We start from the raw sequence: 26,979 nt of genomic DNA on the forward strand, positions 1-26,979 counted from the left end.
CCCACCTGGGGCGTGTACTCCGGCTACGAACTGTGCGAGAACACCCCGCTGCGCGACGGCAGCGAGGAGTACCTCGACTCCGAGAAGTACCAGCTGCGCCCCCGCGACTGGGACGCCGCCGCCCGCGAGGGCCGCACCATCGCCCCCCTCATCACCAAACTCAACGAGGTCCGGCGGAGCCATCCGGCGCTGCAGCGCCTCAGGAACCTCCGGTTCCACGGCACCGACAACGACCGGGTCATCGCCTACAGCAAGACCGAGGGCAAGGACACCATCCTCGTCGTCGTCAATCTCGACCCGCACCACACCCAGGAGGCGACGGTCTCGTTGGACATGCCGCAACTCGGCCTGGAGTGGCACGCATTCATGTCCGCACACGACGAACTGACGGGTGAGACCTACCACTGGGGCAGGACCAACTACGTACGTCTGGATCCGGCTCGGACCCCGGCACACGTGCTCCACATCCAGCAGTCGTCCGCGTAGCCACCGATAGGAGAGTCAGAGCGCCATGACTGTCAACCAGCCCGTCCCGGACACGTTCGAGGACACCCCCGCCAAGGACCGAGACCCGGACTGGTTCAAGCGCGCGGTCTTCTACGAGGTCCTCGTCCGTTCCTTCCAGGACAGCAACGGCGACGGCGTCGGCGACCTCAAGGGCCTCACCGCCAAGCTCGACTACCTGCAATGGCTGGGCGTCGACTGCCTGTGGCTGCCCCCGTTCTTCAAGTCCCCGCTCCGGGACGGCGGCTACGACGTCTCCGACTACACGGCCGTCCTGCCGGAGTTCGGTGACCTCGCCGACTTCGTGGAGTTCGTCGACGCCGCCCACCAGCGCGGCATGCGCGTCATCATCGACTTCGTCATGAACCACACCAGCGACCAGCACCCGTGGTTCCAGGAGTCGAGGAAGGACCCCAACGGGCCCTACGGCGACTACTACATGTGGGCCGACGACGACAAGGGCTACCCCGACGCACGCATCATCTTCGTCGACACCGAGGCCTCCAACTGGACGTTCGACCCCGTGCGAGGCCAGTACTTCTTCCACCGCTTCTTCTCCCACCAGCCGGACCTCAACTACGAGAACCCGGCGGTCCAGGAGGAGATCCTGGCGGCCCTGCGCTTCTGGCTGGACCTCGGCATCGACGGGTTCCGGCTGGACGCGGTGCCCTACCTGTACGCGGCCGAGGGCACCAACTGCGAGAACCTGCCCGCTTCGCACGCCTTCCTCAAGCGCGTCCGCAGCGACATCGACGCCCACTATCCGGACACCGTGCTGCTCGCGGAGGCCAACCAGTGGCCGGAGGACGTCGTCGACTACTTCGGCGACTTCGAGAGTGGTGGCGACGAGTGCCACATGGCCTTCCACTTCCCGGTCATGCCGCGCATCTTCATGGCCGTCCGCCGCGAGTCCCGCTACCCCGTCTCGGAGATCCTGGCCAAGACCCCGGCCATCCCCTCCGGCTGCCAATGGGGCATCTTCCTGCGCAACCACGACGAGCTCACCCTCGAAATGGTCACCGACGAAGAGCGCGACTACATGTGGGCCGAGTACGCTAAGGACCCCCGGATGCGCGCCAACATCGGCATCCGCCGCCGTCTCGCACCCCTCCTGGACAACGACCAGAACCAGATCGAGCTGTTCACCGCCCTGCTGCTGTCGCTGCCGGGCTCGCCGATCCTGTACTACGGCGACGAGATCGGCATGGGCGACAACATCTGGCTCGGCGACCGCGACGCCGTGCGCACCCCCATGCAGTGGACCCCGGACCGCAACGCCGGCTTCTCCTCCTGCGACCCGGGCCGGCTCTACCTGCCGACCATCATGGACCCCGTCTACGGCTACCAGGTCACCAACGTCGAGGCCTCGATGTCCTCGCCCTCGTCGCTGCTGCACTGGACCCGCCGGATGATCGAGATCCGCAAGCAGAACCCGGCCTTCGGCCTCGGCACCTACACCGAACTCCCCTCCTCCAACCCGGCGGTTCTGGCCTATCTCCGGGAGTACGAGGACGACCTGGTGCTCTGCGTGAACAACTTCTCCCGCTTCGCCCAGCCCACCGAGCTGGACCTGCGGGCCTACGACGGACGCCATCCGGTGGAGCTCATCGGCGGGGTGCGCTTTCCCGCCATCGGTGAGCTGCCGTACTTGCTGACCCTCGCCGGGCACGGCTTCTACTGGTTCCGGCTCACCCGAGCCGCCTCCCGCATCGGCCGCCGGTCTTGAGCGTGAGCCGGGGAAAGGACGCGTCGCCATGACGACGAAGACCGCATCGCTGAGCCCCAGACGCAGTGTCGTCACGGGGCCCATGGCCTCGCTCGCCGGGCTGCTGCGCGAATGGCTGCCCCGCCAGCGCTGGTTCGCCGGCAAGGACCGGCCCGTCACGGACCTCGCTCTGCTGTCCTTCACCGAGCTGTTCCCGGGCTGTCTGCATCTGCTGGTGCACGCCGGTCAGTCCGGAGTGCCCGTGCCGAGCGGTGCCGCGCCCGTCGGCGACTGCTACCAACTGCTGCTCGGCGTACGCAAGAACCCCTCGCCGAGGCTCGGACGCGCCCTGATCGGCCGGGCCGAAGTGGGGCCGCTCGCCGGTCTGCTGGTCTACGACGCGCTGCAGGACCCCCGTTCGGCGCAACTGCTCCTGGAGCGGCTGCGGCAGCCCGGTACGGCCGGCCCCCTGCGCTTCGAGGCCAACCCGTCCGTGCGGGTGCCCGCGGGTCTGGTGCCGCGGGTGCTGGAGGCCGAGCAGTCCAACTCCTCGCTCGTGTACGGCGACGAGTTCATCCTGAAGGTCTTCCGGCGCATCCAGCCGGGCGTCAACCCCGACCTGGAGGTGCCGGAGGCGCTGGCCGCGCAGGGCTGCGACCGGGTGCCGGCGCCCGTGGCGTGGTTCCGCACCACGCATCCGCAGGAGGCGACGCTCGGCGTGCTGCAGCCGTTCCTGCCCGGCGCCTCGGACGGCTGGGCGCTGGCGCTGCACGCGCTCGCCTCCGGCGACGACTTCACCCTGCAGGCCCGCGCGCTGGGCCGGGCCACCGCGGACGTGCACGTGGCGCTGGCCGCGGCGTTCCCCGCCGGGACTCACGACGAGAACGGGCGGACGGCGGCGGCGATGACCGAGCGCCTGGTCTCGGCTGCGCACTGCGTGCCCGCGCTGCGGCCCTATGTGGCGGGCCTGCGCTCCGCCTTCGGCGTGCTGGTCACGTGCGATCCCGGGCCGTCCGCCCAGCGCATCCACGGCGACCTGCACCTGGGTCAGGTGCTGCGGGCCGGCCGGGACTGGTTCGTCATCGACTTCGAGGGTGAGCCGTCCCGTCCCCTCGCCGAACGGCGCAGCGCCCAGTCCCCGTTGCGGGACATCGCGGGCATGCTGCGCTCCTTCGACTACGCCGCGCGGCAGCGCCGCCCGTGGCGCCCGGAGTGGGCGCGCCGCTGCCGTGAGGCGTACTGCGCGGGCTATGCCGACCGGGCAGGCTGGGACCCGCGCAAGAAGCACGCGCTGCTGCGTGCCTACGAAACCGACCGAGCCGTGTACGAGGTCCTGTACGAAGCCCGGAACCGACCGGACTGGCTCCCCGTACCCATGGCGGCGATCGAGCGACTCGCCGTGAGAGGAGGCTGAACCCCGTGGCCCTGCGTGACACCTCACTCCCCGAGCCGTCCGGCCCGCCGACCACCGGATGCGGGACGGCTCCCGCGCTGGACCCGGGCGACCGCGAACGCCTGCTCTCCGGCCGCCACCACGATCCGCACGCCCTGCTGGGCGCCCACCCGGTGCCCGGCGGCATCGCGGTCCGGGCCCTGCGTCCGTACGCACGCTCGGTGTCCGTCGTCGTCGACGGCGAGCGGCGGGCGCTGACCTCGGAGGGCGACGGCCTGTTCTCCGGTGTGCTGCCGCTCGCCACGATCCCCGAGTACACCCTCGTCGTGCGGTACGCGGACGGCGAGCACGAGACGGCGGACCCGTACCGCCTCCTGCCCGCGCTCGGCGAGCTCGACCTCCACCTGATCCGCGAGGGCCGCCACGAGGAGCTGTGGAAGGCGCTCGGCGCGCACCCGATGAGCCACGACGGCGTGACCGGCACCCGGTTCACCGTGTGGGCGCCGAACGCCCAGGGCGTGCGCGTCGCCGGGGACTTCACCTGCTGGGACGGGACGGCGCTGCCCATGCGGTCGCTGGGCGCGTCCGGGGTGTGGGAGCTGTTCGTGCCCGGCATCGGTGAGGGCGCGCGCTACAAGTTCGAGATCACCTCGCGCTACGGCGGCCGCTTCCTCAAGGCCGACCCGATGGCCCGCCGGACCGAGGTGCCGCCCGCGACGGCGTCCATCGTGACGGCCTCGGAGTACGAGTGGAACGACGCCGAGTGGATGGCGCACCGCGGGGACACCCCGGTGCACGAGGCGCCGTTCTCGGTCTACGAGGTCCATCTGCCGTCCTGGCGGCCGGGACTGACGTACCGTCAACTCGCCGAGCAGCTGCCGGAGTACGTACGGCAGCTCGGGTTCACCCATGTCGAGCTGATGCCGCTCGCCGAGCATCCCTTCGGCCCCTCCTGGGGGTATCAGGTCACCTCCTACTACGCGCCGACCTCGCGGCTCGGCTCCCCGGACGACCTGCGGTACCTGATCGACTCCCTGCACCGGGCCGGCATCGGCGTGATCATGGACTGGGTGCCCGCCCACTTCCCGAAGGACGACTGGGCGCTGGCCCGCTTCGACGGGGATCCGCTGTACGAGCCCGGGGACTCGCGGCGGGCCGAGCACCCCGACTGGGGCACCTACGAGTTCGACTTCGGGCGCGTCGAGGTGCGCAACTTCCTGGTGGCGAACGCCGTCTACTGGTGCGAGGAGTTCCACATCGACGGCCTGCGGGTGGACGCCGTGGCCTCCATGCTCTACCTCGACTACTCGCGCGACTCGGGCCAGTGGGTGCCGAACGTGCACGGCGGGCGCGAGGACCTGGACGCGATGAGGTTCCTGCAGGAGATGAACGCGACGGTGTACCGGCGCGCGCCCGGTGTCGTGACCATCGCCGAGGAGTCCACGGCGTGGGGCGGCGTGACGCGCCCCACCGACAGCGGCGGTCTGGGCTTCGGGCTGAAGTGGAACATGGGCTGGATGCACGACTCCCTCGGCTACATCGAGCACGAGCCGGTGCACCGCAAGTACCACCACAACGAGATGACGTTCTCGATGGTGTACGCCTACAGCGAGAACTACGTGCTGCCCATCTCGCACGACGAAGTGGTGCACGGCAAGCAGGCGCTGGTGTCGAAGATGCCCGGCGACTGGTGGCAGCGGCGTGCCACCCACCGCGCGTACCTGGGCTTCATGTGGGCCCACCCGGGCAAGCAACTCCTGTTCATGGGGCAGGAGTTCGCGCAGGGATCGGAGTGGTCCCAGGAGCACGGGCCGGACTGGTGGCTGGTCTCCCCCGGGTACGGCGCCGAGGCCGACCACCGCGGGGTCCGGGACCTGGTCCGCGACCTCAACTCGGTCTACCGCGGCACACCGGCGCTGTGGCAGCGGGACACCGACCCGGGCGGCTTCCAGTGGGTGCTCGGCGACGCCGCCGAGGACAACGTCTTCGCGTTCCTCAGGTTCGACGCCGGCGGCGCCCCCCTGCTGTCGGTCTCCAACTTCTCCCCTGTCGTCCGCCACGGCTACCGCCTCTGGGCACCCGACGCCTTCCCGGCCTGGCGGGAGGTCCTCAACACGGACGCCGCCTGCTACGGCGGCGGTGACGTCACCAACCCGGACGACATCAAGGTGGAGGAGGAGCGGATGACGCTCACCCTGCCGCCGCTCGCCACCGTCTGGCTCACCCCGTTGCAGTGACGATCAGGGGGGTACCCGTGACGTCCCAGCGGTGTGATGTCACAGGGAGGCGGCCTAGGTGCGGACCGTCGGCGTGGAGGAGGAGCTCCTCCTGGTGGACCCGGACAGCGGTGAGCCGAAGGCGCTGTCCGGCGCGGTGCTGGCCCACGCGGAGCAGGACGACCCGGGCCAGGAGGTGTTCGAGAAGGAGCTGTACGGCCAGATGCTGGAGTTCGCCACGCATCCCCAGGCCGACATGGCGGAGTTGAGCGCGGAGATCGTCCGCTGCCGCAAGGAGGCGGCCCGGCACGCCGGGGAGATCGGGTGCACGGTGGCGGCCCTGGCCAGCTCGCCGCTGCCGGTGAGCCCGTCGGTGGCCAAGGGCAGCCGCTATCAGTGGATGGCGCGGCAGTTCGGCCTCTCCGCCCAGGAGCCGCTGGTGTGCGGCTGTCACGTCCATGTGGCCGTCGACTCCGACGAGGAGGGCGTCGCGGTCCTGGACCGCATCCGGCCCTGGCTGTCGGTCCTGGCGGCGCTCAGCTCCAACTCCCCTTACTGGCAGGGCCAGGACACCAGCTACCACAGCTACCGCAACCGCGTCTGGCAGCGCTGGCCGTCGGCCGGTCCCACCGAGGTGTTCGGCTCGGCCGAGCGCTACCACCGGCGGGTGGCGGACATGGTCGCGAGCGGGGTGATCCTCGACGAGGGCATGGTCTACCTCGACGCCCGGCTGGCGCAGCGCTATCCGACGGTGGAGATCCGGGTGGCGGACGTGTGTCTGCACGCCTCCACGGCCGTGCTGATCGCCGTGCTCGCGCGAGGGCTCGTGGAGACCGCGGCCCGGGAGTGGCGGGCCGGGCGGGGACCGGTGGACCACAGCGTGAGCCTGCTGAGGATGGCCGCCTGGCGGGCGGCGCGCTCCGGCCTTGCGGAGGAACTGCTGCACCCGGCGACCATGCGCCGGCTGCCCGCCGAGGCGGTGGTGGGAGCGCTGCTGGAGCACGCCGGGCAGGCGCTCTCCGACAGTGACGACCTGGACCGGGCGCGGGTGGGCTGCGCCCGGCTCCTCGACGGCGGCACGGGCGCGCAGATCCAGCGCGGGCTGCTGGAGCAGACCGGGAGCCTGCGCGACGTCGTCACGGCGTGCGCGCGGCACACCCAGACGTGACGCGGCAAGCCCTGTGGGCCCTTTGTTGACGGGAGTTCACATTCCCGGTACATCCCGAGATCATCACGGGTGTGCAACTTCACAAGTTCTGGTCACCATCCGCACTCAGCTGGGCTAGATTCGAGCACCGTCGACAACGGAAATCGTTGACGTGGTCACCCTCCGTACAGCCCAGGAGCAGCGCATGCGCGACTTCGCCCTCGCTCCCCCCACCGTCTCGTCCCTGACCGGCGGGCTGGCCGACAGCGTCTTCGAGACGGCGGCCCAGAACCCCACGCTTCCGCTGCTCGCACGCCGTACCGACCCCTCCTCCGCCACATGGGAGGAGGTGACCGCCGTGGAGGTGCGCGACCAGGTCGTCGAGCTGGCGAAAGGCCTGATCGCGTCCGGCATTTCACCGGGCCACCGCGTGGCGATCATGGCCCGCACCCGTTACGAGTGGACCGTGCTCTCGTACGCGCTGTGGGCGGTGGGGGCCGAGATCGTCCCGATCTACCCGACGTCCTCGCGCGACCAGGTCGAGTGGATCCTCAAGGACTCCGGCTGCGTGGCCGTGGTGGTGGAGGACGAACAGGCCGTCATGACGGTCGGCTCCGTCTGCGGAGGGCTGCCGCAGCTGCGCCACGTCTGGCAGTTGGACGCGGGGGCGCTGCAGGACCTGGTGGAGCGCGGCGCGTTCGTCCCGTTCACCACGGTCGATTCGATGCGTCGCATCGTGCTGCCGGACTCGACCGCCGCCGTCACCTACACCTCGGGCACGACCGGCCACGCCCTGGGCTGCGCACTGAGTCACCGCAACCTGGCGAGCCCGTGCGACACCCTGCTCGCGGGCTGGGGCCACACGGTGATCCCGCCGGGCGAGCAGCAGGGGACGGTCCTCGCCTTCCTGCCGTTCTCCCACGTCTACGGCCTGCTCGTCCAGGGCCTGTGCATCCGCGGCGGCATGATGATGGGTCATGAGCCCGACCTGAGCGAGGAGGCGCTGGCGGCCTCGCTGAAGACCTTCCGCCCCACCTACATCTGCGCCGTGCCCTCGCTCTTCGAGCGGATCTACAAGAACTTCCTGCGCACCGCCCAGGAGACCGGCAGGGGCGCGCTGTTCGAGCGCGCGGCGGACACGGCGCGGGACTACGCCGCGGCCCTCGAGCGGCACCGGCTGGGCGGCGGCTCGGGCCCCGGTTTCGATCTGCGGCTGCAGCACGCCCTGTTCGAGCGGACGGTGTACCGCAAGCTGCGCGCCGCGCTCGGCGGCCGGGTCTGCCGCGCCACCTCCGGCGGCTCCACCCTCAGCCGCGAACTGTCCCTGTTCTTCGAGGGAATCGGGATCTACGTCAACGACGGCTACGGCCTGACCGAGACCGGCGGCGGCGTCACCGCGCAGCCGCTGGGCCGGGAGATGTCGGGCACGGTGGGCCAGGCCCTGCCGGGCACGGACGTCATGGTGGCCGACGACGGCGAGATCCTGGTGCGCGGGCCGTCGGTGTTCCAGGGCTACGTCAACGACGAGGCCGCGACGCGGGCGGCGCTGCGCGGCGGCTGGCTGGCCACCGGGGACCTGGGAAGGCTGGACGCCGAGGGCTATCTGACGATCACCGGACGCAAGAAGGACGTCATCGTCACCAGCGGCGGCAAGAGCGTCGCCCCGGCCGCGCTGGAACAGCGGTTGAGGATGCATCCGCTGGTCCACCAGGCGGTCGTCGTGGGCGACAACCGGCCCTGCGTGGGCGCGCTGATCACGCTCGACCCGCAGTTCCTGGCGTACTGGCGCGGTTCGCTGGCCCTGCAGAGCGACTCCCCGAGCCGGGAGGCCCGCGAGGAGAACGCGCTGCGGGAGGAGATCGGGCGCGCCGTGGCGGCCGCCAACAGCGCGGTCTCGCGCTCGGAGTCGATCCGGGTCTTCCGGGTGCTCCCGTCGCAGTTCGACATGGCGAGCGGACTGATGACGCCGTCGATGAAGCTGCGCCGGGACGAGATCGTGCGCCACTACGCCTTCGAGATCGACGCGATGTACCAGGCGCGTACGCAGCCTTCGCGGCAGAGCGTGCCGGACGAGCTGTCGAGCTGGGACGAGGCGGACAACGTCTTCCGGTGAGCGCGCGTCTCCGTGAGAGGTTGTGACGTTTCGTGTCGGATACAACGGTGACGCCTCAAGGGATGCTTAGCCTTCTCCGGCTTGGGAACGTGGACACTCCCGGAACGCACGTGACCAAGACGACAGGGGTGTAGACACGGGGTGGGAAAGGTGAGATGCCGACCGAGCCGCGCTGGAACATGACACTCAGTCCAGGGGAGATCCCCGAGAGAGTTACTCGCTTCCCCGGCGAGCTGAACGATGTGACGGACGCCCGCATCGACGCGGAGCGTTTCCTCGACGACCTCGCGGAGGTGACGCCTCCGTCGACGCCGGAGCACTGGGACGACATATTGCTGGTCGTGACGGAGCTCGCCGCGAACGCGATCCAGTACGCGCCGGGACCGTTCGAACTCAGGATGCGCAGGACCTTCGACGGCATCCATGTGGTCATGCACGACACGAGTCCGGTTCCGCCGGCGCCCCGTCCCTTCCATCCCGACGGTGGGGGCGGCGGGGTCGGCTGGCATCTGCTGCATGCGCTGTGCGAGCAGATCAGCGTCGCCACGAACGAGAGCGGGAAGGACATCCACGTCTTTCTTCCCTGGTGAGGCGTCTTTGCTGCCCGATGGGTCCCGGGTCCCTCAGGCCGGCTGCTCGGCCTCCGGCGCGGAGTGCCGGTCCTCGGTACGCAGCGGGACCAGCATGCTGATCGTCTTGCCTCCCGTGGGGTGCCGCTCGATCGCGATCTCCCGCGCCAGCCGGATGATCAGCGGCCAGCCGTAGCCGTTGCCCTCGTGCACCACGGGCAGGGCGCCCGATCCGTAGGCCGTCTCCGGCACCAGGTCGCTGTTGTCCTTCACGGAGATCCGCAGACCGTCCCGGTCCGGGGCGACCTCGAACCCCGCGAGGCCGTCGCCGTGCCGGATCGCGTTGGTGACGAGCTCGGACACGACGAGGAGCAGATCGATGAGATCCTGCTCACGGGCCGTGCCGTACACCGCCTCCCACTGCTCCCGTACCACCGACCGCGCATGGGCGCGTGCCGCCGCCGCGGTCGTCACCTGGACCGTGGCCCGAGTCCCGCCGGGCCGGCTCACCACTCCTCCACCTCAAACAGCCTTCCATGCCTCGGTCGAACGGTCCCGCCCCACACAGTGAGATCGGCTCCCTGTCCCACACCAGCAGTTACCCGATTCGCACGATCACATTCGGTACGGCTTTGTCACAGGAGCGCCTCGGGTGACTGCGTGCATGCCGGGCGGGATCAGGGGTAATCGCGCAGGGCCGTCGTAGCACCGTCTCTTGGAGGAACCGTGTCCGTTGCCCACAACCCCCTGTCCGTCGAGGTCAGCCTGCCTGCGGAGGACGTCGCCGTGATCACCGCCGAGGGCTACTTGGACGTCGACACCGCCACGGAGCTGCAGCACCATCTGGCCAACCAGCTGCACCACGGCCGCCGGCACTTCCTGCTGGATCTGTCGAAGGTGCCGTTCATGGACTCCTCGGGGATGAGCATCATCCTGCGCGCCTATCAGGAGGCGCGTGATCTACCGGGCAGCGTCCACATCATCGCGCCCACGCCCGCCGTGCGGCGGATTCTCGACCTGACCGGCGTCAGCATCACCGTGCCGGTGTCGGAGAGCGTCGAGGAGGCTATGGCCCGCATCATCCAGGAACAGGGGTGACATCGGTCGTCGCCCGACCGCCCTGACCCATCGGCCCGAGCCCGCCCCACCCGCCCTGGTCGCGTACGGTGGCGCCCGGTCTCCGTGTCGGTGAACCCGCCGGTACGCAGGCGGGGCAAGGGGTCGTGACCGCCGGGAGGGATCACTGGGCCGAACGAGGTCCCGGACCACCCCGGACCATGGTTAAGGTTGTCGTCCGGCAAGGGCTTCGCCCCCGCATCCGACCTGCGGCGGGACGGCCCGACCCGACAGGGACGACTCGGACGAGGAGTGAACAGGTGCCGGAGCACGAAGCTGGAACGAACGGATCGCCCGCGGGAGAGGTCGGGGAGTTCCTCCGCCGCCGCCGCGAGCAGATCGCCCAGCGCTGGGCCGACGAGTCCCTGTTCCGCACCGTGTTCACCGTGTCCCGGGACGAGGCCGCCGAGGCGGCCCGGCACGTCCTCGACGCGCTGGCCGAGGTCGCGGACGGCGAGCGCATGCACGACACGGACGCCGCCGGATTCCTCGTCGTACGCGAGCAGCTGTCCCGCATGAGCGCCTCGCGCTCCCGTGCCGGGTTCAGCACCGCGCAGGTGTCGACCGAGGTGGACGCCCTGCGCCCGCCCGCGGTGAACCTGCTGCTCGCCGATCTCGCGGACGCACCCGCCGACCACACGCGGGAGTGCGTGATGGCGCTCACCGTGCTGATGGGCACGCTGCGGCTGGTCGTCCTGGACACGGCGCTCACGGAGGGCCAGGCCCTGATCGAGCGGCAGCAGCTCCAGCTGCTCGAAGTGGCCACCCCCGTCATCAAGTTGTGGGACGGCATCGTGGCCGTACCCCTGATCGGAACGCTCGACAGCGCGCGCAGCCAGGTCGTGATGGAGAGCCTGCTGGAGGCGATCGTCGAGCAGCACGCGCGCTTCGCGATCCTGGACATCACCGGGGTGCCGACGGTCGACTCGCTCGTGGCGCAGCATCTGATGAAGACCGTCGCGGCCGCGCGGCTGATGGGCGCCGAATGCGTGGTCTCCGGCATCCGCCCCGCGATCGCCCAGACCATCGTGCACCTCGGCCTGGACCTCGGCACCGTGGTCACCCGCTCCAGCCTGGCCGACGCCCTGCGGTACGCCCTGCACGAGCTGGGCTCGGGGATCGTCAACCCGGCGGCGGACGGCGCGGGTTCGCGGTGAGCGACTTCGGCCACCACGCCTCCGCCCATGTGCCGGTGCTCCGGCTGGGCGACGTCCTGCTGGTCACCCTGCAGGGCGACCTGTACGACAGCACGGCGCAGCAGCTCCAGCAGGACATCGCCGACAGCATCAGCAGCAGCGGAGTGACCGGCGTGGTCATCGACATCTCCGGCATGGAGATCGTCGACTCCTTCCTCGGGCGCGTGCTGGCGGAGATCGCGGCGCAGTCCTCGCTGCTGGCGGCCCGGACCGTCGTGGCCGGGATGCGGCCCGCGGTCGCGATCACCCTGGTGGAACTGGGGCTGACGCTGCCCGGACTGGACACCGCGCTCACCACGGAAGCGGCCATGGAACTGCTCGCCCGCAAGGCGCCGGGGTCCCGTCCCGGCCCGCAGTCCGCGGAGCCTCGATGATGCCGACCTCCGCAGGCGTGGAGGCCTGCCTGCCGATCCGGTCGGACATGGATCTGGTGTGGGTCCGGCAGCACGTACGCCAGGCCGCCGGCCTGCTCGGTTTCGGTCTGGTGGAACAGACGAAGGTGGTCACCGCCGCCAGCGAGCTGGCCCGCAACACGCTGGTGCACGGCGGGGGCGGCCGCATGGAGTCCGCCCGGGAGAGGCGCGGCCGCGCGGTCGGACTGCGGCTGACCTTCTCCGACGAGGGTCCCGGCATCCCGGACCTGGAGCGTGCCCTGAGCGACGGCTACACGTCGAGCGACGGGCTCGGCATGGGGCTCGGCGGAGCCAAGCGTCTGGTGCACGAGTTCTCCGTGGAGAGCGCCCCGGGCGAGGGCACCACCGTGACGGTGATCTCCTGGCCGTCCGCCCCGCCGCGGCCGCGTGGGGGGACCTGATGCCTCGCGTGTGGGACGTGCCGGTGCACGACTCGACCCGGGTGCGCGACGCCAGGGTCGCCGCGGAGGCCGCGGCGACCCTGGCCGGGCTCGACTCCGCGCGCACCGCGGCCGCCTCGCTGGTCGCCACCGAGCTGGCCACCAACCTGCTCAAACACACCCGGGGCGGACAGCTCCTGGTCGAGATCGTGCCCGCGCCCGCTCCGGCGGACGCCGCCTCTCCCGTGTCGTTCGTGCAGATCGCGGCGATCGACCACGGCCCCGGCATCGCCGACGTGCCGGCCGCCCTCAGCGACGGCTTCTCCACCGCGCGCTCCCTCGGCGCCGGCCTCGGCACCTGCCGGCGCGTGGCGGACGACTTCGCGCTGCACAGCGTGCCGGGGCGGGGCACGGTGGCCCTGGCCCGGGTCGGTGCCCGCCCCCGGACGGCCGCACCGGCCGGACTGCGTGCCGGCGGGGTCAACGTCCCCTTCGGCGGCGCCGAGACCTCGGGCGACGCCTGGGCCTGGGTCCGCTCGGGCGAGCGCGCGACCCTGATGCTGGCCGACGGACTGGGACACGGACCGGAAGCGGCCCGCGCCTCGACCGCCGCTGTGGACGCCCTCCACGCCTCGGCCCATCTGACCCCCGCCGAGTGTCTACGGCACCTCGACACCGCGCTGCGGGGCACCCGCGGCGCGGCCGTCGCCGTGGCCCAGGTCGACAGCGGCGCGGGACTCCTGCGCTTCGCCGGCATCGGCAACATAGGAGCCCGGCTGCTGGACGGGGACGGCTGGCGCGCCCTGCTGTGCCGCCCGGGCATCGTCGGCGTCCACCGGCCCGGGACCCTGCGCGAGGACCGGATGCCCTGGGCGGGCGACCATGTCCTCATCATGCACAGCGACGGTCTGCCCAGCCGCTGGACGCCACCGGCCGATCCTGGTGTGCTGTCCGCCGACCCGGCCGTCGTCGCGGCGGTGACCCTTCGGGACGCCGGCAGCGCCGCGCGACCGGTCCGGGACGACACCGCCGTGGCCGTACTGGCCCCGACACCACGGGACCGCCGATGAAGCGCACCTGGGAGATCGCCACCGTCACCGACGCCGCCCGGGCCCGTATCGCGACCGCCCGGCTGGCCGCCGCACACGGTGTCGCGGCCCTCGACCGCACCCGTCTGACCACCGCCCTCAGCACGCAGCTGCGCCAGTGCCTGACCAAGGGCGGCACCTGGCGGCTCACGCTGGACGTCGTCACCGACGAGGCGGCGCCCGGGACCCTGCATCTGTCGCTGGCCGCCTGCGACCCCGCGGAGTCCGCCGCGCATCCCCCGTGGCGGGCCTCCGTCGTCTGCTCCGAGCCGTCGGCCGCCGCGGACGGCTCGGCGCCGCCGGAGGCCACGGCGGAGCTGGCGGAGTCCCTGCTCGGTGCCGACGAGGACACGGCCCTGGTGCTGGAGAAGCTGACCGACCAGGAGGAACTGGTCGCCTTCCACCGCGAGGAGCTGCACCAGACCAACCAGGGCGTGGTGGCCCTGCACGCGGAGCTGGACGCGGCCGGACGCGCGCAGCGGGAGGCGTTCGCCGCCGAGCGCAAGGCCCGTACGGAGGCGGAGAGCGCCCGCCGCCGGCTGACCTTCCTGGCGAACGCGAGCGCGGTGCTGACCTCCTCGCTCAACCACGACGAGATCGTGCGCCGGCTGCCCGAACTGCTCGTGCCCGAGTACGCCCGCAGCGTCGACGTCTGGCTGTTCGACGGCGACGCCGAGCAGGCCCCGCCGTCGCCGCACCCGGCCGCCGCGGTCGTGGCCGCCCGCACCGGCCGCCCCCAGTACGCAGCGCGTCACCCCGGCGGGCTGCCCGGCGTCGACGACCAGCCGCCGTCGAAGCTGAATCCCGAACTGCCCCTGCTGTGCATCCCGTTGCCGACGAGGCGGGCCCCGCTGGGCGTGCTCACGCTGACGCCGCCCGCCGGTGACCGCTGGAACTCCGACGACGCGGTCATGCTGATCGAGATCGCCCGGCGCGCCAGCATCGCCATAGACAACGCCCGGCGCTTCGAGCACAACCGCGACATCGCCGAGACGCTGCAGCGCGCCCTGCTCACCGACCTGCCGGCGACGCCGGGCCTGCGGCTCGCGGCCCGCTATCTGCCGGCCACCCACGGCCTGAACATCGGCGGTGACTGGTACGACGCCTTCCGGCAGCCCGACGGCGGCCTGATCGCGGTCATCGGCGACGTCACCGGCCACGGGCTGCACGCGGCCGTGATGATGAGTCAACTGCGCACCGCGCTGCGCGCGTACGCCGTGGACGGCGGCAGCCCCGGCACCCTGCTGACCCGGCTGCACACGTTCCTGCACCATCTCCAGCCGGATCTGTACGCCACCGCGGTCATCGCCCGCTTCCACCCGGACGAGTCCACCATGACCTGGGCCGCCGCCGGCCATCCGCCGCCCGTGCTGCGCACCCCCGACGGGCAGGTGCACACGCTGGACGCGAAGCCCAGCGCCATGCTCGGCATTCCGCTCAGCCAGCAGATCCACGACCACACCATGGAGATGCCGCCCGGCTCGACGCTGGCGCTCTACACGGACGGTCTGGTCGAGCGGCGCGCCCTCGGCATAGACCCGGGTATCGAGCGCCTCGGGCAGGCCCTCGGCTCCCTCGGTCCGCAGCGGCTGGAGACGGATCTGGACGGTTCGGCGGACCGGATCCTCGACCCGATGCTCAGCGACTCCGAACGCGACGACGACGTCTGCCTGCTGCTGTGCCACATCTCGGCGGACCGCGCGTAGTTCCGGAACCTCGATCGAATTCTTTCCCTTCTCCCGGTGCGTTTGGGTACCCGGGCGGGCATGGTGGTGCTCAACGCGTTCGTCTGCCTGCCGCACCCAGCTGGCGGAACGGCTGGAGGCACGGTGGGATCGATGTGGTGCGCACAGCGATCCAGGGCATGCGAGAGGCGTTGGATGCACACCGCCTGGAGCCGCAGAGAGGGATGGACACCGTGACACGACCCAGGATCCTGGTGGTAGGCGCAGGCTTCGCCGGCGTGGAGTGCGTACGCCGGCTGGAGCGGAAACTCGCGCCCGACGAGGCGGACGTCACCTTGGTGACGCCGTTCTCCTACCAGCTCTATCTGCCTCTGCTGCCACAGGTCGCCTCCGGCGTGCTGACGCCCCAGTCGGTCGCCGTCTCCCTGCGACGCAGCAAGAGGTACCGCACCCGGATCATTCCGGGCGGGGCGATCGGCGTCGATCTGAAGGCCAAGGTCTGCGTGATCCGCACGATCACCGACCAGATCGTCAACGAGCACTACGACTACATCGTGCTGGCCCCCGGCAGCATCACCCGCACCTTCGACATCCCGGGGCTGACCGAGCACGCGTACGGCATGAAGACGCTGGCCGAGGCGGCCTACATCCGCGACCACGTCATCTCCCAGCTCGACCTGGCCGACGCCAGCGACGACCCGGCGGAGCGCGCCTCGCGCCTGCAGTTCGTAGTGGTCGGCGGCGGGTACGCCGGCACCGAGACCGCCGCGTGCCTGCAGAGGCTGACGTACGGCGCGGTCAAGCGCTACCCGCGCATCGACCCGGGCCTGATCAAGTGGCACCTCATCGACATCGCCCCGAAGCTGATGCCGGAGCTGGGCGACAAGCTCGGCCGCAGCGCGCAGGAGATCCTGCGCCGGCGCGGCATCGAGGTCTCCCTCGGCGTCTCCATCGCCAAGGCGGGCCCGGAGGAGGTCACCTTCACCGACGGCCGCGTGGTGCCCACCCGCACCCTGATCTGGACCGCCGGCGTCGTCGCCAGCCCGCTCATCGCCACGCTCGGCGCGGAGACCGTGCGCGGCCGGCTCGCGGTGACCGCCGAGATGTGCCTGCCGGGCCACGACGGCGTCTTCGCGCTCGGCGACGCCGCGGCCGTGCCCGACGAGGCCAAGGGCCAGGAGGGCGCCATCTGCCCGCCCACCGCGCAGCACGCGATGCGGCAGGGCAGGCACATCGCCGACAACGTGGTGGCGACGCTGCGGAACCACCCGATGACACCGTACGAGCACAAGGACCTCGGTCTCGTGGTCGACCTCGGCGGCACGGACGCCGTCTCCAAGCCGCTGGGCATCGAACTGCACGGCCTGCCCGCCCAGTTCGCCGCCCGCGGCTACCACTGGTGGGCGCTGCGCACCAACGTCGCCAAGGTCCGCGTCGCGACGAACTGGACGCTCAACGCGATCGCCGGCGACGACTTCGTGCGCACCGGATTCCAGGCCCGCAAGCCCGCCCGGCTGAAGGACTTCGAGTTCACGGACGCCTACATGACACCGGAACAGGTGCGGGCGCACGTGGAGGGTCCGGACCGCAAGGAACTCTGAGCCGGTGCACACGCTCCGGTCGCGTCATGCGATCCTGAGAGCCTGATCATGACGTGAAGCGGGAGTGAGTACGGCAGCGTGAGGGCAGCGGGTGGGTCGGTCCGGGCACGGCTGAGCGATCTCGTCGCGGCGTCCGATCCGGGGTTGCTGCGGCTGGCCGCGGGCCTGCGGACCGTGAGCTCCATCGCCCTCACGCTGCTCGTGCTCTCCCTGTTCGGAGCCGGCGTACGGCTGCTGGTGGCGGGTGCCATCGCGGCCATGGTCTCCACCTTCGCCATTCGCGAGAAGCAGCGCCCCCAGCAGGCGGTCACGCTGGCGCTGGGCCTTCCGGTGGCACTGGCCTCCGTGTCGCTGGCCGCGGTCCTGCACTCCCGGGTGGTGGGCGGCGACCTGTTCTTCGTCGCCCTCATCTTCTGCGCCGTCTACGTCCGCCGCTTCGGCGACCGCGGCACCGCGCTCGGGCTGATCGGCTTCCAGGTCTACTTCATGGCGCTGTTCGTCGGCGCCAGCGTCTCGGCGCTGCCGACGCTGTGGGGCGTGGTCGCCGCGGCCTTCGCCTCCAGTGCCGTGGTGCGTTTCGCGCTGGTTCACGAGACCCCCGCGGGCATCCTGGAGCGGCTGCGCGAGGCCTTCCGGGCGCGGCTGGCGCAGCTGGTGACCGCACAGCTCGCCCTCCTCGACGCGGGGCCGGAGGAGATCGACAAGGCGCTCCAGGACGTACGGGACGGCACGGCGCGTCTGCACGAGACGGCCATGATGATCCAGGGCCGGCTGGAGGAGGGGACCGCCGACGAGGCCACGGCGCGGCTGGTGCAGCGCCGCATCGCGGACGCCGAGATCGCCGCCGAGCGCCTCGGGCTGCTTCTGCTGACCGCCCGCAGCGCCGAGCGCGCGGACACGCTGACCCTGCATCTGCCGGGCGCGCCGGTGCCGGCGGGCGGTCATCTGCCCGTGAGGGACGAGGCGACCGTCACGCTGCGCCGCGATCTGGAGGCGCTGCGGCTGCTGGTGCTGCGGCCCGTCTCGGCGGGCACCGGGACCGGTCTGGCCCAGGTGCGCAACCGGCTGCTGGGCTACCGGGACGAGGAGAACCTGCCGAAGGCCTCGCCTGCCGTCCAGGACGTCTTCCGCGGCATCGGCGAGGCGGCCCGTGCGGTGCTGGGGCTGCGGATCGCGCTCGGTGCGGCGCCGGACGACACGGACGACAGCCCGTCGACGGCCCGCTCGCGCGAGGAGCTGGACGCCGAGGACGCGGCGATCGACGCGGGCGAGGAAGTGGCCGAGGCGCCGCAGACGGGGCTGGAGCGGCCCACGACGCGCGCCGCCGTGCAGGTCGCGGTGGGGTCGTCGCTGGCCATCATCGGCGGCGAGTTCCTCTCCAGCCAGCGCTGGTACTGGGCGGTGCTGACCTGCTGGATCGTCTTCATCAACACCGCCTCGACGGGCGAGATCCTGGTCAAGGGCTACCGGCGGCTGCTGGGCACCGTGCTCGGCGTGGTGGCCGGTCTGCTGCTCGCGGGCCTGGTCGGGCATCACACCTGGACGGCGTTCGCGCTGGTGCTGCTGTGCGTGTTCGCGATGTTCTACACGGCCCCGCTGTCGTACACGCTGATGTCGTTCTTCGTGACCGCCGCGCTGGGCGTGCTCTACACGCTGCTGCACACCTACAGCCTGTCGGTGCTGGTGCTGCGCGTGGAGGAGACGGCGCTCGGGGCGGCCTGCGGGATCATCGCGGCGGCGTTCGTGCTGCCGGTGCAGACGGACAGCCGTACGAACGAGCTCCTGGTGACCGTGCTGGACCGGCTCTCCGACGTCACCGGGGCGGCCGTCGAGCAGCTCAGCGGCGGCGATCCGGCCGACCTGCTCGACAAGGCCCGCGATCTGGACCAGGCACTCGCCGACCTGCGGGCCGCCACCCAGCCGCTCACGCACCCCGTCACCCCGATGCGGACGCGGCGCAACACCGCGCGCTACGTGGTCGCGCTCCTGGAGACCTGCGCGTACCACGCGCGCTCGCTGGCCGCGATGGCCGAGCTCCTGCCCACGCATCCCTCGATCGCCGCCGATCCGCGGCTGCGGCGGGCCGGGCAGCGCATCCTGCGCAACATCGAGACGATCGGCGAGCGCGTCACGGACGAGCGGGCGGCCGTGGAGGTGCAGACGGGAGCGAGCATCGCCGCGCTGCTGGAGACCGACCTGCCCGGCACCTCGCGCTACGGCCGCATCACCGACCGGGTGCTCAGGCACCTGCAGCGGCTGGACGAGGCGGTGGTGGGCCTCGCCCGGCCGCTGAAGGTTCCGGTGGCGCAGCCGAAGCGGTGACCGTGCTCGGCCGGCGGCTGGTGCTGACCGCGTTCAGAAGTCGGTCGGCAGGCCGCTCGCCTCGGCGATGCCGCGCAGTTCCTCGTCCTGGCGATGTCGTTCCCGGATGTAGTCGGCGATCTCGCCCAGGCGCTCCGGGTCGGAGGCGGTGTCCGCGTCGGTGATCACTCTGACCGGACCACTCCCCCCGAGGTCGATCTCGACGACCTCGTTGTCGAGGCGGCCGGTGACGGCGGCGGCGATGACCAGGGCGGCCTCGTCGCGCACCTCCTGGGACAGGCCCTCCTCGTTCTCGCCGTCCAGTGCGAAGTCGACGGCGGGCAGACGGTGCTCCTCCAGTGCGCGCAGGACCGGTTCGACCACGTCGAGCAGTTGCCTGTAGTCCTCCGTGTCCATCCGGGCGCGCAGAAGACCGAGGTAGAGGTCGACGGGACGGTGCTCCGGCGGAAACTCGGATTCGCTCATCCCGACCGTGTTCCCCGTCGCGAGCGGATCAGACGCGGCACCACCGGGACAACGCGATCGAGAACAGTCCGAAGAGCACGAGACCGGCCGCGACACAGGCCAGCAGCGAGGGGCCGAGCGGGGTGTGGGCGAAGGAGCGCAGGGTGTCGTCCATGCCCTTGGCCCGATCGGGCTGGTAGTCGACCGCGGCGCGCACGGCGAAGGCGCCGGCCGCGGTGAACACCAGGCCGCGTGCCACGCCGCCGCCCACGCCGGTGATGTCCACCACGCGCCGCGACCGCCGCGACATCTCGCCCAGCTTGAGATCCTTGTGGTACTTGCGCCGTACGGCCTGGACGACGATCCACACCCCGGCCACGACGACCCCGGCCCCCACCGCTCCGACGAGCCACTGCCCGGCGGGCAGGCCCAGGGCCCGCGCCGTGATGTCGCGGGACTGCTTGTCGCTCGATCCGCTGCCGCCGTGCGGGCCGACCGCGAAGCTCAGCACGGAGAACGCGACGCAGGCGTAGAAGACGCAGCCGCACGCCGCGAGCAGCCGCTTGTGCGGCTTGCGGCCGTCCGGCCCGGCCCCGCCGAAGGCCGCCACCGACAGGCGCCACACGGCCATGCCGACCAGGCCCAGGCCGATCGCCCACAGCAGGACGACGCCGAAGGGCTTACCGGCGAGGGTGTCGAGGGCGCCGCCGCGGTCGGCCTGGCGGTGGGTGTCGCCGAAGGCGACCTGCAGGGCGAGTACGCCGACCAGCAGGTAGATCACGCCGCGAGCGGCGAGTCCGGCCCGGCCGGCGCCCTCGGTCACCGAACCCCGCGCCGCTCGCCGAGCTCCGAGCCGGCCCGAGCGCGCCATGGCGTTCGCGTTCATCAGCACCTCCCCAAGGCCGTACGGCCCGGCTGGGACCGGGCCGTACGACGCGCTGTCATTCCCTGCGCAACCTTGTGCCCCGCATCCGGCGGCCGACTCCGTGCAGATGTTCCAGCGTGTCCAGCACCACCGTGCTGTCGTGCCACGCGAGCCACCGGCCGCCGTCGGCGCCCACCACGTCCAGGGCCTTGAGCTGGGCCTTGGACAACCCGGCGAACGTATGGTCCAGATGGGCGGAGACCATCCCCACGCACAGGCCCGACGTGGTCGTGAGCGGGACGCTGTGACAGGCCCTGCTGCCGGCTGCGAGGATCGCCTCCCGGGCGGGCTCGGTGAAGACCGGGTCCGCCTCCACGTCCCGGACGGTGACCTGAGTGACGTCGCGTGCGGCCAGGCCGCAGGACGTGCCGACGTGTCCGACGTGGGCGAAGAACTCGACGAACTCGGGCGTCAGACCGGTGTGCTTCTCCATCACCAGACCGCGGCCCGAGCGCTCGCTCACCTGGACGTTGCCCATCCCGGTGTCGACCACGGACAGCGTCTGGCTGAGTACGGCGCCCAGGACCCCGCCGCGGTTGCGGGTCTCCGGCTGGTGCCCGGCCTCGAACCGGAGGCCGGGCTCGGGCAGCCGCAGCCGCCGCGGGAACCACAGCTGCTCCCGCGACTCCGGGCCCGGCACGGTCACCACGAAGTCGGCGAGGATGCGCACCTTGACGTTGAACCGCTGCGAGGCCCGCTGCAGCAGCACGAACGCGGTGTCGGCGTCGGGCAGCCGGTAGCGCTCCTGCAGGATGCCCTGCGCCTGCGAGATCAGCGGATGGACGCGGGCCCGGGCGCGCAGGTCGCGCACCTCGGCCCGCAGCCGCTGGAGCTCGCTCTCCTGCGCGTCCTCGTCCGCCGAGCGGTGTTCCGGACGGGTCATGGAACCGCCATCTCGGCCGGGCCCGGACGGACGGCGGGTGAGTGGGTCGTCTCCGGCCCGACCGCGGACGTGGCCGCGAGCATGCGGCGCGCCACCTGCAGGGCGTCTTCGACGTCACGGGTGCCGGTGGACACGCAGAGCGTGTAGGCCAGGTCCTGTTCCCGTGTGCCCGACTCGGCCCTGCCCGTACCGGCGTCCTCGGCCAGTACGGTCTCGTACTCCTCGACGAGTCGGCGCAGCACGGCGGGGTGAGGTATCAGCATCCTCGGTCACTCCTCGTCGGCTCGTGGCTGCTCACGCCGTGGTGTCCGGCCGGCGGGTGGTGCGCTGCCCCATTGCCTCGGCGCGCACCCGGGCGCAGCTGCGGCTGATGAGGCGGGAGACGTGCATCTGCGAGATGCCGAGCTGGTCGGCGATCCGGCTCTGCGTCATGTCCTCGAAGTAGCGCATGTAGAGGATGGCGCGCTCCCGCTCGGGCAGGTGGCGCAGTCCCTCCTTGGCGGACTCGCGGTCGATCACCACGTCGAACGAGGAGTCCGACGAGCCGAGGGTGTCGGCGAGGCTGTAGCCGTCGTCGTCGCCGGAGAGCTCGGCGTCCAGGGACAGGGTGCTGAAGCTCTCCAGGGCCTCCAGGCCGGTGTTCACCTCGTCCTCGGTGAGGCCGGTGTGGGCGGCGATGTCGGCGGGGGTGGGCTCGGGGGTGCCCGGTGTCTGGATGAGGTCGCGGCGGGCGACGCGCACCTTGTTGCGCAGTTCCTGGACCCGGCGGGGCACCCTGAGCGCCCACATCCGGTCCCGGAAGTGCCGCTTGACCTCACCGGTGATGGTGGGGACGGCGTAACTCTCGAAGGCGCCCCGTGCGGGGTCGAACCGGTCGATCGCCTTCACCAGGCCCAGGGCCGCGACCTGGCGGAGGTCCTCGACGGCCTCTCCGCGGTCGCGGAACCGGCCGGCGATCCGGTGGGCCATGGGCAGCCAGGCCGTGACGAGTTCGTCGCGCACCGCCTCGCGCTCCGGACCGTCCTCCAGGACGGCGAGGCGGGCGAAGAGGCTGGTCGTGTCGGGCGCGTCGTCGTGGCGCCGTCCCGAAGGGGCGGCCGTGCGGGTTTCCTGCGAGCCGGGGGTGCTTGCCGACGTGTCGATGAGCATGCGGAATCGCTCCTGAAGGAGGGTTTCAGGGACATACCGCGGGAAGGTCGACGCCCGGACCGACTGAGGGAGGCCCGGGGAGCCATACCGCTCCCGCTGGCGCGCCTCCGGTCCGAAGCACGAAACTCCGTATGCCCTGACCCCGCCCGGCCAAACACGGCTCACCGGAACGAGAAAAACAACGAGAAAAAAGGTGCTCAGCCGAAGGGGACCACAGCGGTGATGCACTTCCCGCCCGCGGGCAGCTCGAAGACCCGGACGTCACGGGCCAGCCGGCACACGATGGGCCAGCCGTGACCGCCGATGCGCTGGCGTCGTCGCAGGTCCGCGGCGTTTCGCGCCACGGGCAGCCGGTCACTGCGGTCGGACACCGAGACGCTCACGTCCGAGTCGACGACGTCGACGCGGAAGTCCGTCACGCCCCCGCCGTGCAGGATCGCGTTGGTCATCAGCTCCGAGGCCACGAGCAGCGCGTCGCCCAGGGCATCCGGGTCGCAGGGGGTGTGCCTGGTCCTGCAGCGTTCGGTGACCGCTCGCTCGACGGCCAGCCGCGCGTCGGCGGGTTGGCACGGCCGTGGCGGGGCGGTCCGTTGCGCGCCCGGCCGCTCGTGGACGGATGGGGTCCCGTGCTCCTCACACATCGCCTGGCTCCCTGGTCGGTGAAGCTCCGGACCTCCGCGTGCGGGGGGAGGGAGGCCGGATCGGTCACGCCCGCGGCAGCCGTGTCCGGGCAACGCCTCGCCGACACCACTGTCCCCCGCTCGTGTCGCAGCGGTACCGCCGTCCACTGCGCGAGCGCCACGGGCCTCTGAGTTACGGCTCACCTGCCCCGGCGTCCCCAAACCTGTTGCCCGGACGAGAAGCCGGAGTCATCTCGTGGCGCATCGCGGGTACGCGGATCGTATGACCGAAGTCGTGGACTCAGACGAGTTGCTGAGGCGCATCCAGCGCGCACGGGCCTGCGCACAGCAGGAGGAGGAGAGCTGGCGGGAGCGCGTGGAGGGCCTGCGCGCGACCGACCCGGAGGCGGCCCGCGAGGCGGGCGTCCGGACCCTCGCCTACGAGGCGGTCCTACGGGTCCTGGACGAGATAGTGAACCCGGGCGAACGGGCCGCACGGGGTTGACTGCAGGGAGGCCGTGAAGTGAATCAGGTCACTTGACCCGCTTCCGATTACACGAATCGGCCGCGGATGGTTTAGCGTTCATCCATACGTGGTGACGGAGTCGACCGTACCGTCCTCCGCCGCCACCGCTTACGGCCCTGGCTGGTCTCCCCCGTCCAGCCAGGGCTTTTTCATGTCCGCGGGCTTTTTGCGGGAACTGCCGTACGCCAAGGTGCTCAGGGCGGCCGCAGCGGCTGAAATGGGCGTAGGGAAAGCAGCGCATCCGAACCTCGGCGAGGAGCCCCGCGTCATGACCAAAGCGACGAAACTGCTGACCGCCCTCCCGCCTCCGCAGCGCCAGAGCCTGATGACGCTCGCGAAAGAGGTCTCCTTCGCGGAGGACACCCGGATCTTCGAGGCGGGCGGCACCGCCGACCGCTTCTGGGTCATCCGCTCCGGCGCGGTCACCCTCGACCAACGGGTCAACTCGCTGCAGCGGGTGACCGTGGCGAGCCTCGGCGCGGGCGATCTCCTCGGCTGGTCCTGGCTGTTCCCGCCGCACGAGTGGGACTTCGGCGCGGAGGCCTTCAGCCCGGTGCGCGCCTACGAGTTCGACGCGGCGGCGGTGCTGCGCCTGTGCGAGGAGGACACCCAGCTCGGCCTGTCCCTGGTGCGCAGCGTCGCGGAGATCCTGGCGTACCGGCTGGAGATGACCCGGAGCAAGCTGATGGAGAGCGCAGGCCGCGGGCGGAGCTACCTGTAGGGGTGTCAGATCCGGTACCGCCGCAGGGCCGGAACCGCCGCCGCAAGCGCCAGCATCACGACGACGACCAGGATGCCGCCGCCCGCCACGGCCGGGCCGGGACCGAAGGCCGAGCCGGCCGTGCCGTGGAGGACGTCGGCGAGGCGCGGGCCGCCCGCGACGACGACGGTGAAGACGCCCTGCATACGGCCGCGCATCTCGTCCGTGGCGGCGGAGAGCAGGATCGCGCCGCGGAAGACCATCGAGACCATGTCGGCGAGCCCGGCCAGGGCCAGGAAGGCCGCCGCGATCCACAGGTTGCCGCTCAGACCGAAGCCGGTGATCGCAAGGCCCCAGGCGACGACCGCGCCGATCACCATCCAGCCGTGGCGCCGGGCCCGCGAGAAGGTGCCGGAGAACAGGCCGCCGAGGACCGCACCGATGGGGATGGCCGCGAACAGCAGGCCGAGCGCGAATCCTTCGCCGTAGGACCCGAAGGTCTCGGCCGCGAGCTGCGGGAACAGGGCGCGGGGCATGCCGAACACCATGGCAACGATGTCGGCGAGAAAGGACAGCAGCAGCACCTTGTGCATGGAGATGTAGCGGAAGCCCTCCGCGATCGCGCGGACGCCGGCGCGGCGTGCGGCGCCGCCCGCGAGCGGCGGCAGGGCGGGCAGCTTGTAGACGGCCCAGACCGTGACGCACAGCGCGAGCGCGTCGATCAGGTACAGCTCCGGGAGACCGATCACGGGTATCAGCACGCCGGCGAGCAGCGGTCCGACCACCTGGCCGGTCTGCATGACGGTCGAGCCGAGGGCGTTCGCGGCGGGCAGCTGCCCCTCGGGCACCAGGCGGGCGATGGAGGCGGTGCGGGCGGGTGCGTTGAGGCCCCAGAACGCCTGCTGCATGGCGAGCAGCACCATCAGCGCGGCCACCGACTCCAGACCGGTGATCGCCTGGACCCAGAACAGCAGCGAGGTGACGGCGATGCCGGTGTTGGTGATCAGCAGCAGCTTGCGCCGGTCCATGCTGTCGGCGACCGCGCCGCCCCACAGCGCGAAGACGATCAGCGGCACCAGTCCGGCGAGGCTCGCCGCACCGACCCACGCCGAGGAGCCCGTGATGTCGTAGATCTGCTTGGGTACGGCGACCGCGGTGAGCTGGCTGCCGACCGCCGTGACGATCGTCGAGGACCACAGCCGGCGGTAGGCCGGGATGCGCAGGGGCCGGGTGTCCATGGCCCAGCGGCGCCACCCGCTGCGGGGCGGTTCGGCCACGACGGGCTCCGGTGTCTGCGGTTCCGTGCTGCTCTCGCTGGTGTCCACGACCGTCCTGGTTGCTTGCTACATCTATAGAGTTTCAGCGTCCACTATGGCAGCACCTCCGAGGAATCGGGTACGGGCCCGGTCGCTTCTCACAGCTCACGCGCGGACGGCGAGCAGCACGCCCAGGGTGATCATCGTCGCGGCCACCAGCCCGTCCAGCACCCGCCAGGCCGCCGGCCTCGCCAGGAAGCGGCCCAGCGCCCGCCCGCCGAAGCCGAGCGCCGCGAACCAGCACAGGCTGGCGAGCGCGGCGCCGAGGCCGAACGTCCAGCGCAGCGGGCCCCGGTGGGCGGCGATCGATCCGAGCAGGAACACGGTGTCGAGGTAGACGTGGGGGTTGAGCCAGGTCAGCGCCAGGCAGGTGAGCACGGCCCGCCTGCGGGAGCCCGCCGCCTCGCCCTCCGCGCGCAGGGCGGCGTCGCCGGGGCGCAGGACGCGGCGGGCGGCGAGGACGCCGTAGCAGAGCAGGAAGGCGCCGCCGATCCAGCCGACGGCGGTGAGTGCCTGCGGGTACGCGACCACGACCGCGCCGACGCCGCCGACGCCGAGCGCGATGAGCACGGCGTCGGACAGGGCGCAGATGCCGACCACCGCGAGGACCGCGTCGCGGCGGATGCCCTGGCGCAGGACGAAGGCGTTCTGGGCACCGATGGCGACGATCAGGGAGAGGCCGGTACCGAAGCCGGCCGCGGCGGTGGTCAAGGCGTTTGTCATGCCATTGACGCTAAGCAAGCGCCCTTCCGGCGTACAGCTAAAGATTCTTACGTATCCTTAGCTCTCGTGAAGTCCGAACTCACGGAGCTCCCCCTCGACCAGGTCCGGACGCTGCTCGCGGTGGTCGACGAGGGCACGTTCGACGCGGCGGCCGCGGCGCTGCACGTGACGCCGTCGGCGGTCAGCCAGCGGGTCAAGGCGCTGGAGCAGCGCACGGGGCGGGTGCTGCTGATGCGCACCAAGCC

Annotated in this window: 27 protein-coding genes; 18 read left to right on the forward strand and 9 right to left on the reverse strand. The window is 71.5% G+C overall.

The features are described from left to right. From ACFU97_RS44410 to ACFU97_RS44440, 7 genes are all read left to right on the forward strand, one after another. Positions 1-486, forward strand: a 486-nt coding sequence (locus ACFU97_RS44410; RefSeq protein WP_384268592.1) for an alpha-glucosidase C-terminal domain-containing protein, incomplete at its 5' end; no start/stop codon positions are given. A gap of 25 nt (positions 487-511) precedes the next feature. Then, the gene (gene treS / locus ACFU97_RS44415; protein ID WP_384268594.1) at positions 512-2,230 is read left to right on the forward strand and encodes a maltose alpha-D-glucosyltransferase; all 1,719 of its coding nucleotides are present in this window, start codon (positions 512-514) and stop codon (positions 2,228-2,230) included. Between the two features lie 28 nt (positions 2,231-2,258). After that, a complete protein-coding gene (locus ACFU97_RS44420) occupies positions 2,259-3,623 on the forward strand; it encodes a maltokinase (RefSeq protein ID WP_384268596.1) in 1,365 nt (454 codons plus the stop codon). Positions 3,624-3,628: 5 nt separating this feature from the next. Continuing rightward, positions 3,629-5,839, forward strand: coding sequence for a 1,4-alpha-glucan branching enzyme (gene glgB / locus ACFU97_RS44425; protein ID WP_384268599.1), 2,211 nt, complete (start codon positions 3,629-3,631; stop codon positions 5,837-5,839). A 58-nt stretch (positions 5,840-5,897) separates the two neighbouring features. Next, a complete protein-coding gene (locus ACFU97_RS44430; protein WP_384268602.1) occupies positions 5,898-6,986 on the forward strand; it encodes a glutamate--cysteine ligase in 1,089 nt (362 codons plus the stop codon). 184 nt (positions 6,987-7,170) lie between these two features. Continuing rightward, positions 7,171-9,078: an AMP-dependent synthetase/ligase gene (locus tag ACFU97_RS44435; protein WP_384268605.1), complete on the forward strand. Its 1,908-nt coding sequence runs from the start codon at positions 7,171-7,173 to the stop codon at positions 9,076-9,078. A 155-nt stretch (positions 9,079-9,233) separates the two neighbouring features. Continuing rightward, positions 9,234-9,668: an ATP-binding protein gene (locus tag ACFU97_RS44440; RefSeq protein ID WP_384268607.1), complete on the forward strand. Its 435-nt coding sequence runs from the start codon at positions 9,234-9,236 to the stop codon at positions 9,666-9,668. Between the two features lie 33 nt (positions 9,669-9,701). Here ACFU97_RS44440 and ACFU97_RS44445 read toward each other — a convergent pair whose 3' ends face one another. Continuing rightward, a complete protein-coding gene (locus ACFU97_RS44445) occupies positions 9,702-10,157 on the reverse strand; it encodes an ATP-binding protein (protein ID WP_384268610.1) in 456 nt (151 codons plus the stop codon). 216 nt (positions 10,158-10,373) lie between these two features. Between ACFU97_RS44445 and ACFU97_RS44450 the strand changes: the two genes are divergently transcribed. The 8 genes from ACFU97_RS44450 (at position 10,374) to ACFU97_RS44485 (ending at position 19,448) form a co-directional block, all read left to right on the forward strand. Next, positions 10,374-10,745: an STAS domain-containing protein gene (locus ACFU97_RS44450; RefSeq protein WP_384268612.1), complete on the forward strand. Its 372-nt coding sequence runs from the start codon at positions 10,374-10,376 to the stop codon at positions 10,743-10,745. A 278-nt stretch (positions 10,746-11,023) separates the two neighbouring features. After that, on the forward strand, positions 11,024-11,920 hold the full coding sequence (locus tag ACFU97_RS44455) for an STAS domain-containing protein (RefSeq protein WP_384268615.1): 897 nt from the start codon (positions 11,024-11,026) through the stop codon (positions 11,918-11,920). Next, positions 11,917-12,333 carry an STAS domain-containing protein gene (locus ACFU97_RS44460; protein WP_384268617.1) on the forward strand — a complete coding sequence of 139 codons (417 nt, stop codon included), beginning with the start codon at positions 11,917-11,919 and terminating at the stop codon, positions 12,331-12,333. The genes ACFU97_RS44455 and ACFU97_RS44460 overlap by 4 nt, the downstream gene beginning before the upstream one ends. Continuing rightward, the gene (locus ACFU97_RS44465) at positions 12,333-12,773 is read left to right on the forward strand and encodes an anti-sigma regulatory factor (RefSeq protein WP_384268619.1); all 441 of its coding nucleotides are present in this window, start codon (positions 12,333-12,335) and stop codon (positions 12,771-12,773) included. Before ACFU97_RS44460 ends, ACFU97_RS44465 begins: the two co-directional genes overlap by 1 nt. After that, positions 12,773-13,822: a SpoIIE family protein phosphatase gene (locus ACFU97_RS44470; protein WP_384268622.1), complete on the forward strand. Its 1,050-nt coding sequence runs from the start codon at positions 12,773-12,775 to the stop codon at positions 13,820-13,822. Before ACFU97_RS44465 ends, ACFU97_RS44470 begins: the two co-directional genes overlap by 1 nt. Beyond that, positions 13,819-15,546 carry a SpoIIE family protein phosphatase gene (locus ACFU97_RS44475; RefSeq protein WP_384268624.1) on the forward strand — a complete coding sequence of 576 codons (1,728 nt, stop codon included), beginning with the start codon at positions 13,819-13,821 and terminating at the stop codon, positions 15,544-15,546. The genes ACFU97_RS44470 and ACFU97_RS44475 overlap by 4 nt, the downstream gene beginning before the upstream one ends. A gap of 203 nt (positions 15,547-15,749) precedes the next feature. Further along, positions 15,750-17,126 carry an NAD(P)/FAD-dependent oxidoreductase gene (locus tag ACFU97_RS44480; protein ID WP_384268625.1) on the forward strand — a complete coding sequence of 459 codons (1,377 nt, stop codon included), beginning with the start codon at positions 15,750-15,752 and terminating at the stop codon, positions 17,124-17,126. Positions 17,127-17,204: 78 nt separating this feature from the next. Further along, positions 17,205-19,448 carry an FUSC family protein gene (locus ACFU97_RS44485; protein ID WP_384268628.1) on the forward strand — a complete coding sequence of 748 codons (2,244 nt, stop codon included), beginning with the start codon at positions 17,205-17,207 and terminating at the stop codon, positions 19,446-19,448. 33 nt (positions 19,449-19,481) lie between these two features. On the opposite strand, the gene ACFU97_RS44490 is transcribed toward ACFU97_RS44485, so the two are convergent. From ACFU97_RS44490 to ACFU97_RS44515, 6 genes are all read right to left on the reverse strand, one after another. Then, positions 19,482-19,913: a hypothetical protein gene (locus ACFU97_RS44490; RefSeq protein WP_384268631.1), complete on the reverse strand. Its 432-nt coding sequence runs from the start codon at positions 19,911-19,913 to the stop codon at positions 19,482-19,484. A 28-nt stretch (positions 19,914-19,941) separates the two neighbouring features. After that, a complete protein-coding gene (locus tag ACFU97_RS44495) occupies positions 19,942-20,778 on the reverse strand; it encodes a DUF1206 domain-containing protein (RefSeq protein ID WP_384268634.1) in 837 nt (278 codons plus the stop codon). 55 nt (positions 20,779-20,833) lie between these two features. After that, on the reverse strand, positions 20,834-21,700 hold the full coding sequence (locus tag ACFU97_RS44500) for an ANTAR domain-containing protein (RefSeq protein ID WP_384268637.1): 867 nt from the start codon (positions 21,698-21,700) through the stop codon (positions 20,834-20,836). Beyond that, on the reverse strand, positions 21,697-21,963 hold the full coding sequence (locus ACFU97_RS44505) for a DUF5133 domain-containing protein (RefSeq protein ID WP_384268639.1): 267 nt from the start codon (positions 21,961-21,963) through the stop codon (positions 21,697-21,699). Before ACFU97_RS44505 ends, ACFU97_RS44500 begins: the two co-directional genes overlap by 4 nt. A 31-nt stretch (positions 21,964-21,994) precedes the next feature. Next, positions 21,995-22,849, reverse strand: a complete 855-nt coding sequence (locus ACFU97_RS44510; RefSeq protein WP_384268642.1) for a SigB/SigF/SigG family RNA polymerase sigma factor — start codon at positions 22,847-22,849, stop codon at positions 21,995-21,997. 197 nt (positions 22,850-23,046) lie between these two features. Then, positions 23,047-23,490, reverse strand: a complete 444-nt coding sequence (locus ACFU97_RS44515; RefSeq protein ID WP_384268645.1) for an ATP-binding protein — start codon at positions 23,488-23,490, stop codon at positions 23,047-23,049. A 262-nt stretch (positions 23,491-23,752) separates the two neighbouring features. Here ACFU97_RS44515 and ACFU97_RS44520 point away from each other — a divergent pair, with 262 nt between their 5' ends. Both ACFU97_RS44520 and ACFU97_RS44525 read left to right on the forward strand, forming a co-directional pair. Beyond that, the gene (locus ACFU97_RS44520) at positions 23,753-23,974 is read left to right on the forward strand and encodes a hypothetical protein (protein ID WP_384268647.1); all 222 of its coding nucleotides are present in this window, start codon (positions 23,753-23,755) and stop codon (positions 23,972-23,974) included. A gap of 289 nt (positions 23,975-24,263) precedes the next feature. Then, complete coding sequence (locus tag ACFU97_RS44525; protein WP_384268650.1) at positions 24,264-24,716, forward strand: cyclic nucleotide-binding domain-containing protein; 453 nt, start codon at positions 24,264-24,266, stop codon at positions 24,714-24,716. A gap of 5 nt (positions 24,717-24,721) precedes the next feature. On the opposite strand, the gene ACFU97_RS44530 is transcribed toward ACFU97_RS44525, so the two are convergent. Together ACFU97_RS44530 and ACFU97_RS44535 are read right to left on the reverse strand one after the other, a co-directional pair. Continuing rightward, positions 24,722-26,020 carry an MFS transporter gene (locus ACFU97_RS44530; protein ID WP_384268653.1) on the reverse strand — a complete coding sequence of 433 codons (1,299 nt, stop codon included), beginning with the start codon at positions 26,018-26,020 and terminating at the stop codon, positions 24,722-24,724. 96 nt (positions 26,021-26,116) lie between these two features. Further along, positions 26,117-26,734 carry a LysE/ArgO family amino acid transporter gene (locus tag ACFU97_RS44535; protein WP_384268656.1) on the reverse strand — a complete coding sequence of 206 codons (618 nt, stop codon included), beginning with the start codon at positions 26,732-26,734 and terminating at the stop codon, positions 26,117-26,119. 66 nt (positions 26,735-26,800) lie between these two features. On the opposite strand from ACFU97_RS44535, the gene ACFU97_RS44540 reads away from it, so the two are divergent. Next, positions 26,801-26,979 (forward strand): LysR family transcriptional regulator (locus ACFU97_RS44540; RefSeq protein WP_384268659.1); only part of this gene is annotated, 179 nt, incomplete at its 3' end.

Origin of the sequence: Streptomyces sp. NPDC057616 (assembly GCF_042800575.1) — a bacterium.
Lineage (GTDB): Bacteria > Actinomycetota > Actinomycetes > Streptomycetales > Streptomycetaceae > Streptomyces.

What these genes read in the sequence shown, in the direction of transcription:
- treS (WP_384268594.1), top strand. Translation starts at nt 512, where the DNA reads ATGACTGTCAACCAGCCCGTCCCGGACACGTTCGAGGACACCCCCGCC.
- ACFU97_RS44420 (WP_384268596.1), top strand. Translation starts at nt 2,259, where the DNA reads ATGACGACGAAGACCGCATCGCTGAGCCCCAGACGCAGTGTCGTCACG.
- ACFU97_RS44435 (WP_384268605.1), top strand. Translation starts at nt 7,171, where the DNA reads ATGCGCGACTTCGCCCTCGCTCCCCCCACCGTCTCGTCCCTGACCGGC.
- ACFU97_RS44440 (WP_384268607.1), top strand. Translation starts at nt 9,234, where the DNA reads ATGCCGACCGAGCCGCGCTGGAACATGACACTCAGTCCAGGGGAGATC.
- ACFU97_RS44465 (WP_384268619.1), top strand. Translation starts at nt 12,333, where the DNA reads ATGCCGACCTCCGCAGGCGTGGAGGCCTGCCTGCCGATCCGGTCGGAC.
- ACFU97_RS44470 (WP_384268622.1), top strand. Translation starts at nt 12,773, where the DNA reads ATGCCTCGCGTGTGGGACGTGCCGGTGCACGACTCGACCCGGGTGCGC.
- ACFU97_RS44475 (WP_384268624.1), top strand. Translation starts at nt 13,819, where the DNA reads ATGAAGCGCACCTGGGAGATCGCCACCGTCACCGACGCCGCCCGGGCC.
- ACFU97_RS44480 (WP_384268625.1), top strand. Translation starts at nt 15,750, where the DNA reads ATGGACACCGTGACACGACCCAGGATCCTGGTGGTAGGCGCAGGCTTC.
- ACFU97_RS44490 (WP_384268631.1), bottom strand. Translation starts at nt 19,913, where the DNA reads ATGAGCGAATCCGAGTTTCCGCCGGAGCACCGTCCCGTCGACCTCTAC.
- ACFU97_RS44495 (WP_384268634.1), bottom strand. Translation starts at nt 20,778, where the DNA reads ATGAACGCGAACGCCATGGCGCGCTCGGGCCGGCTCGGAGCTCGGCGA.
- ACFU97_RS44500 (WP_384268637.1), bottom strand. Translation starts at nt 21,700, where the DNA reads ATGACCCGTCCGGAACACCGCTCGGCGGACGAGGACGCGCAGGAGAGC.
- ACFU97_RS44505 (WP_384268639.1), bottom strand. Translation starts at nt 21,963, where the DNA reads ATGCTGATACCTCACCCCGCCGTGCTGCGCCGACTCGTCGAGGAGTAC.
- ACFU97_RS44510 (WP_384268642.1), bottom strand. Translation starts at nt 22,849, where the DNA reads ATGCTCATCGACACGTCGGCAAGCACCCCCGGCTCGCAGGAAACCCGC.
- ACFU97_RS44515 (WP_384268645.1), bottom strand. Translation starts at nt 23,490, where the DNA reads ATGTGTGAGGAGCACGGGACCCCATCCGTCCACGAGCGGCCGGGCGCG.
- ACFU97_RS44520 (WP_384268647.1), top strand. Translation starts at nt 23,753, where the DNA reads ATGACCGAAGTCGTGGACTCAGACGAGTTGCTGAGGCGCATCCAGCGC.
- ACFU97_RS44525 (WP_384268650.1), top strand. Translation starts at nt 24,264, where the DNA reads ATGACCAAAGCGACGAAACTGCTGACCGCCCTCCCGCCTCCGCAGCGC.
- ACFU97_RS44535 (WP_384268656.1), bottom strand. Translation starts at nt 26,734, where the DNA reads ATGACAAACGCCTTGACCACCGCCGCGGCCGGCTTCGGTACCGGCCTC.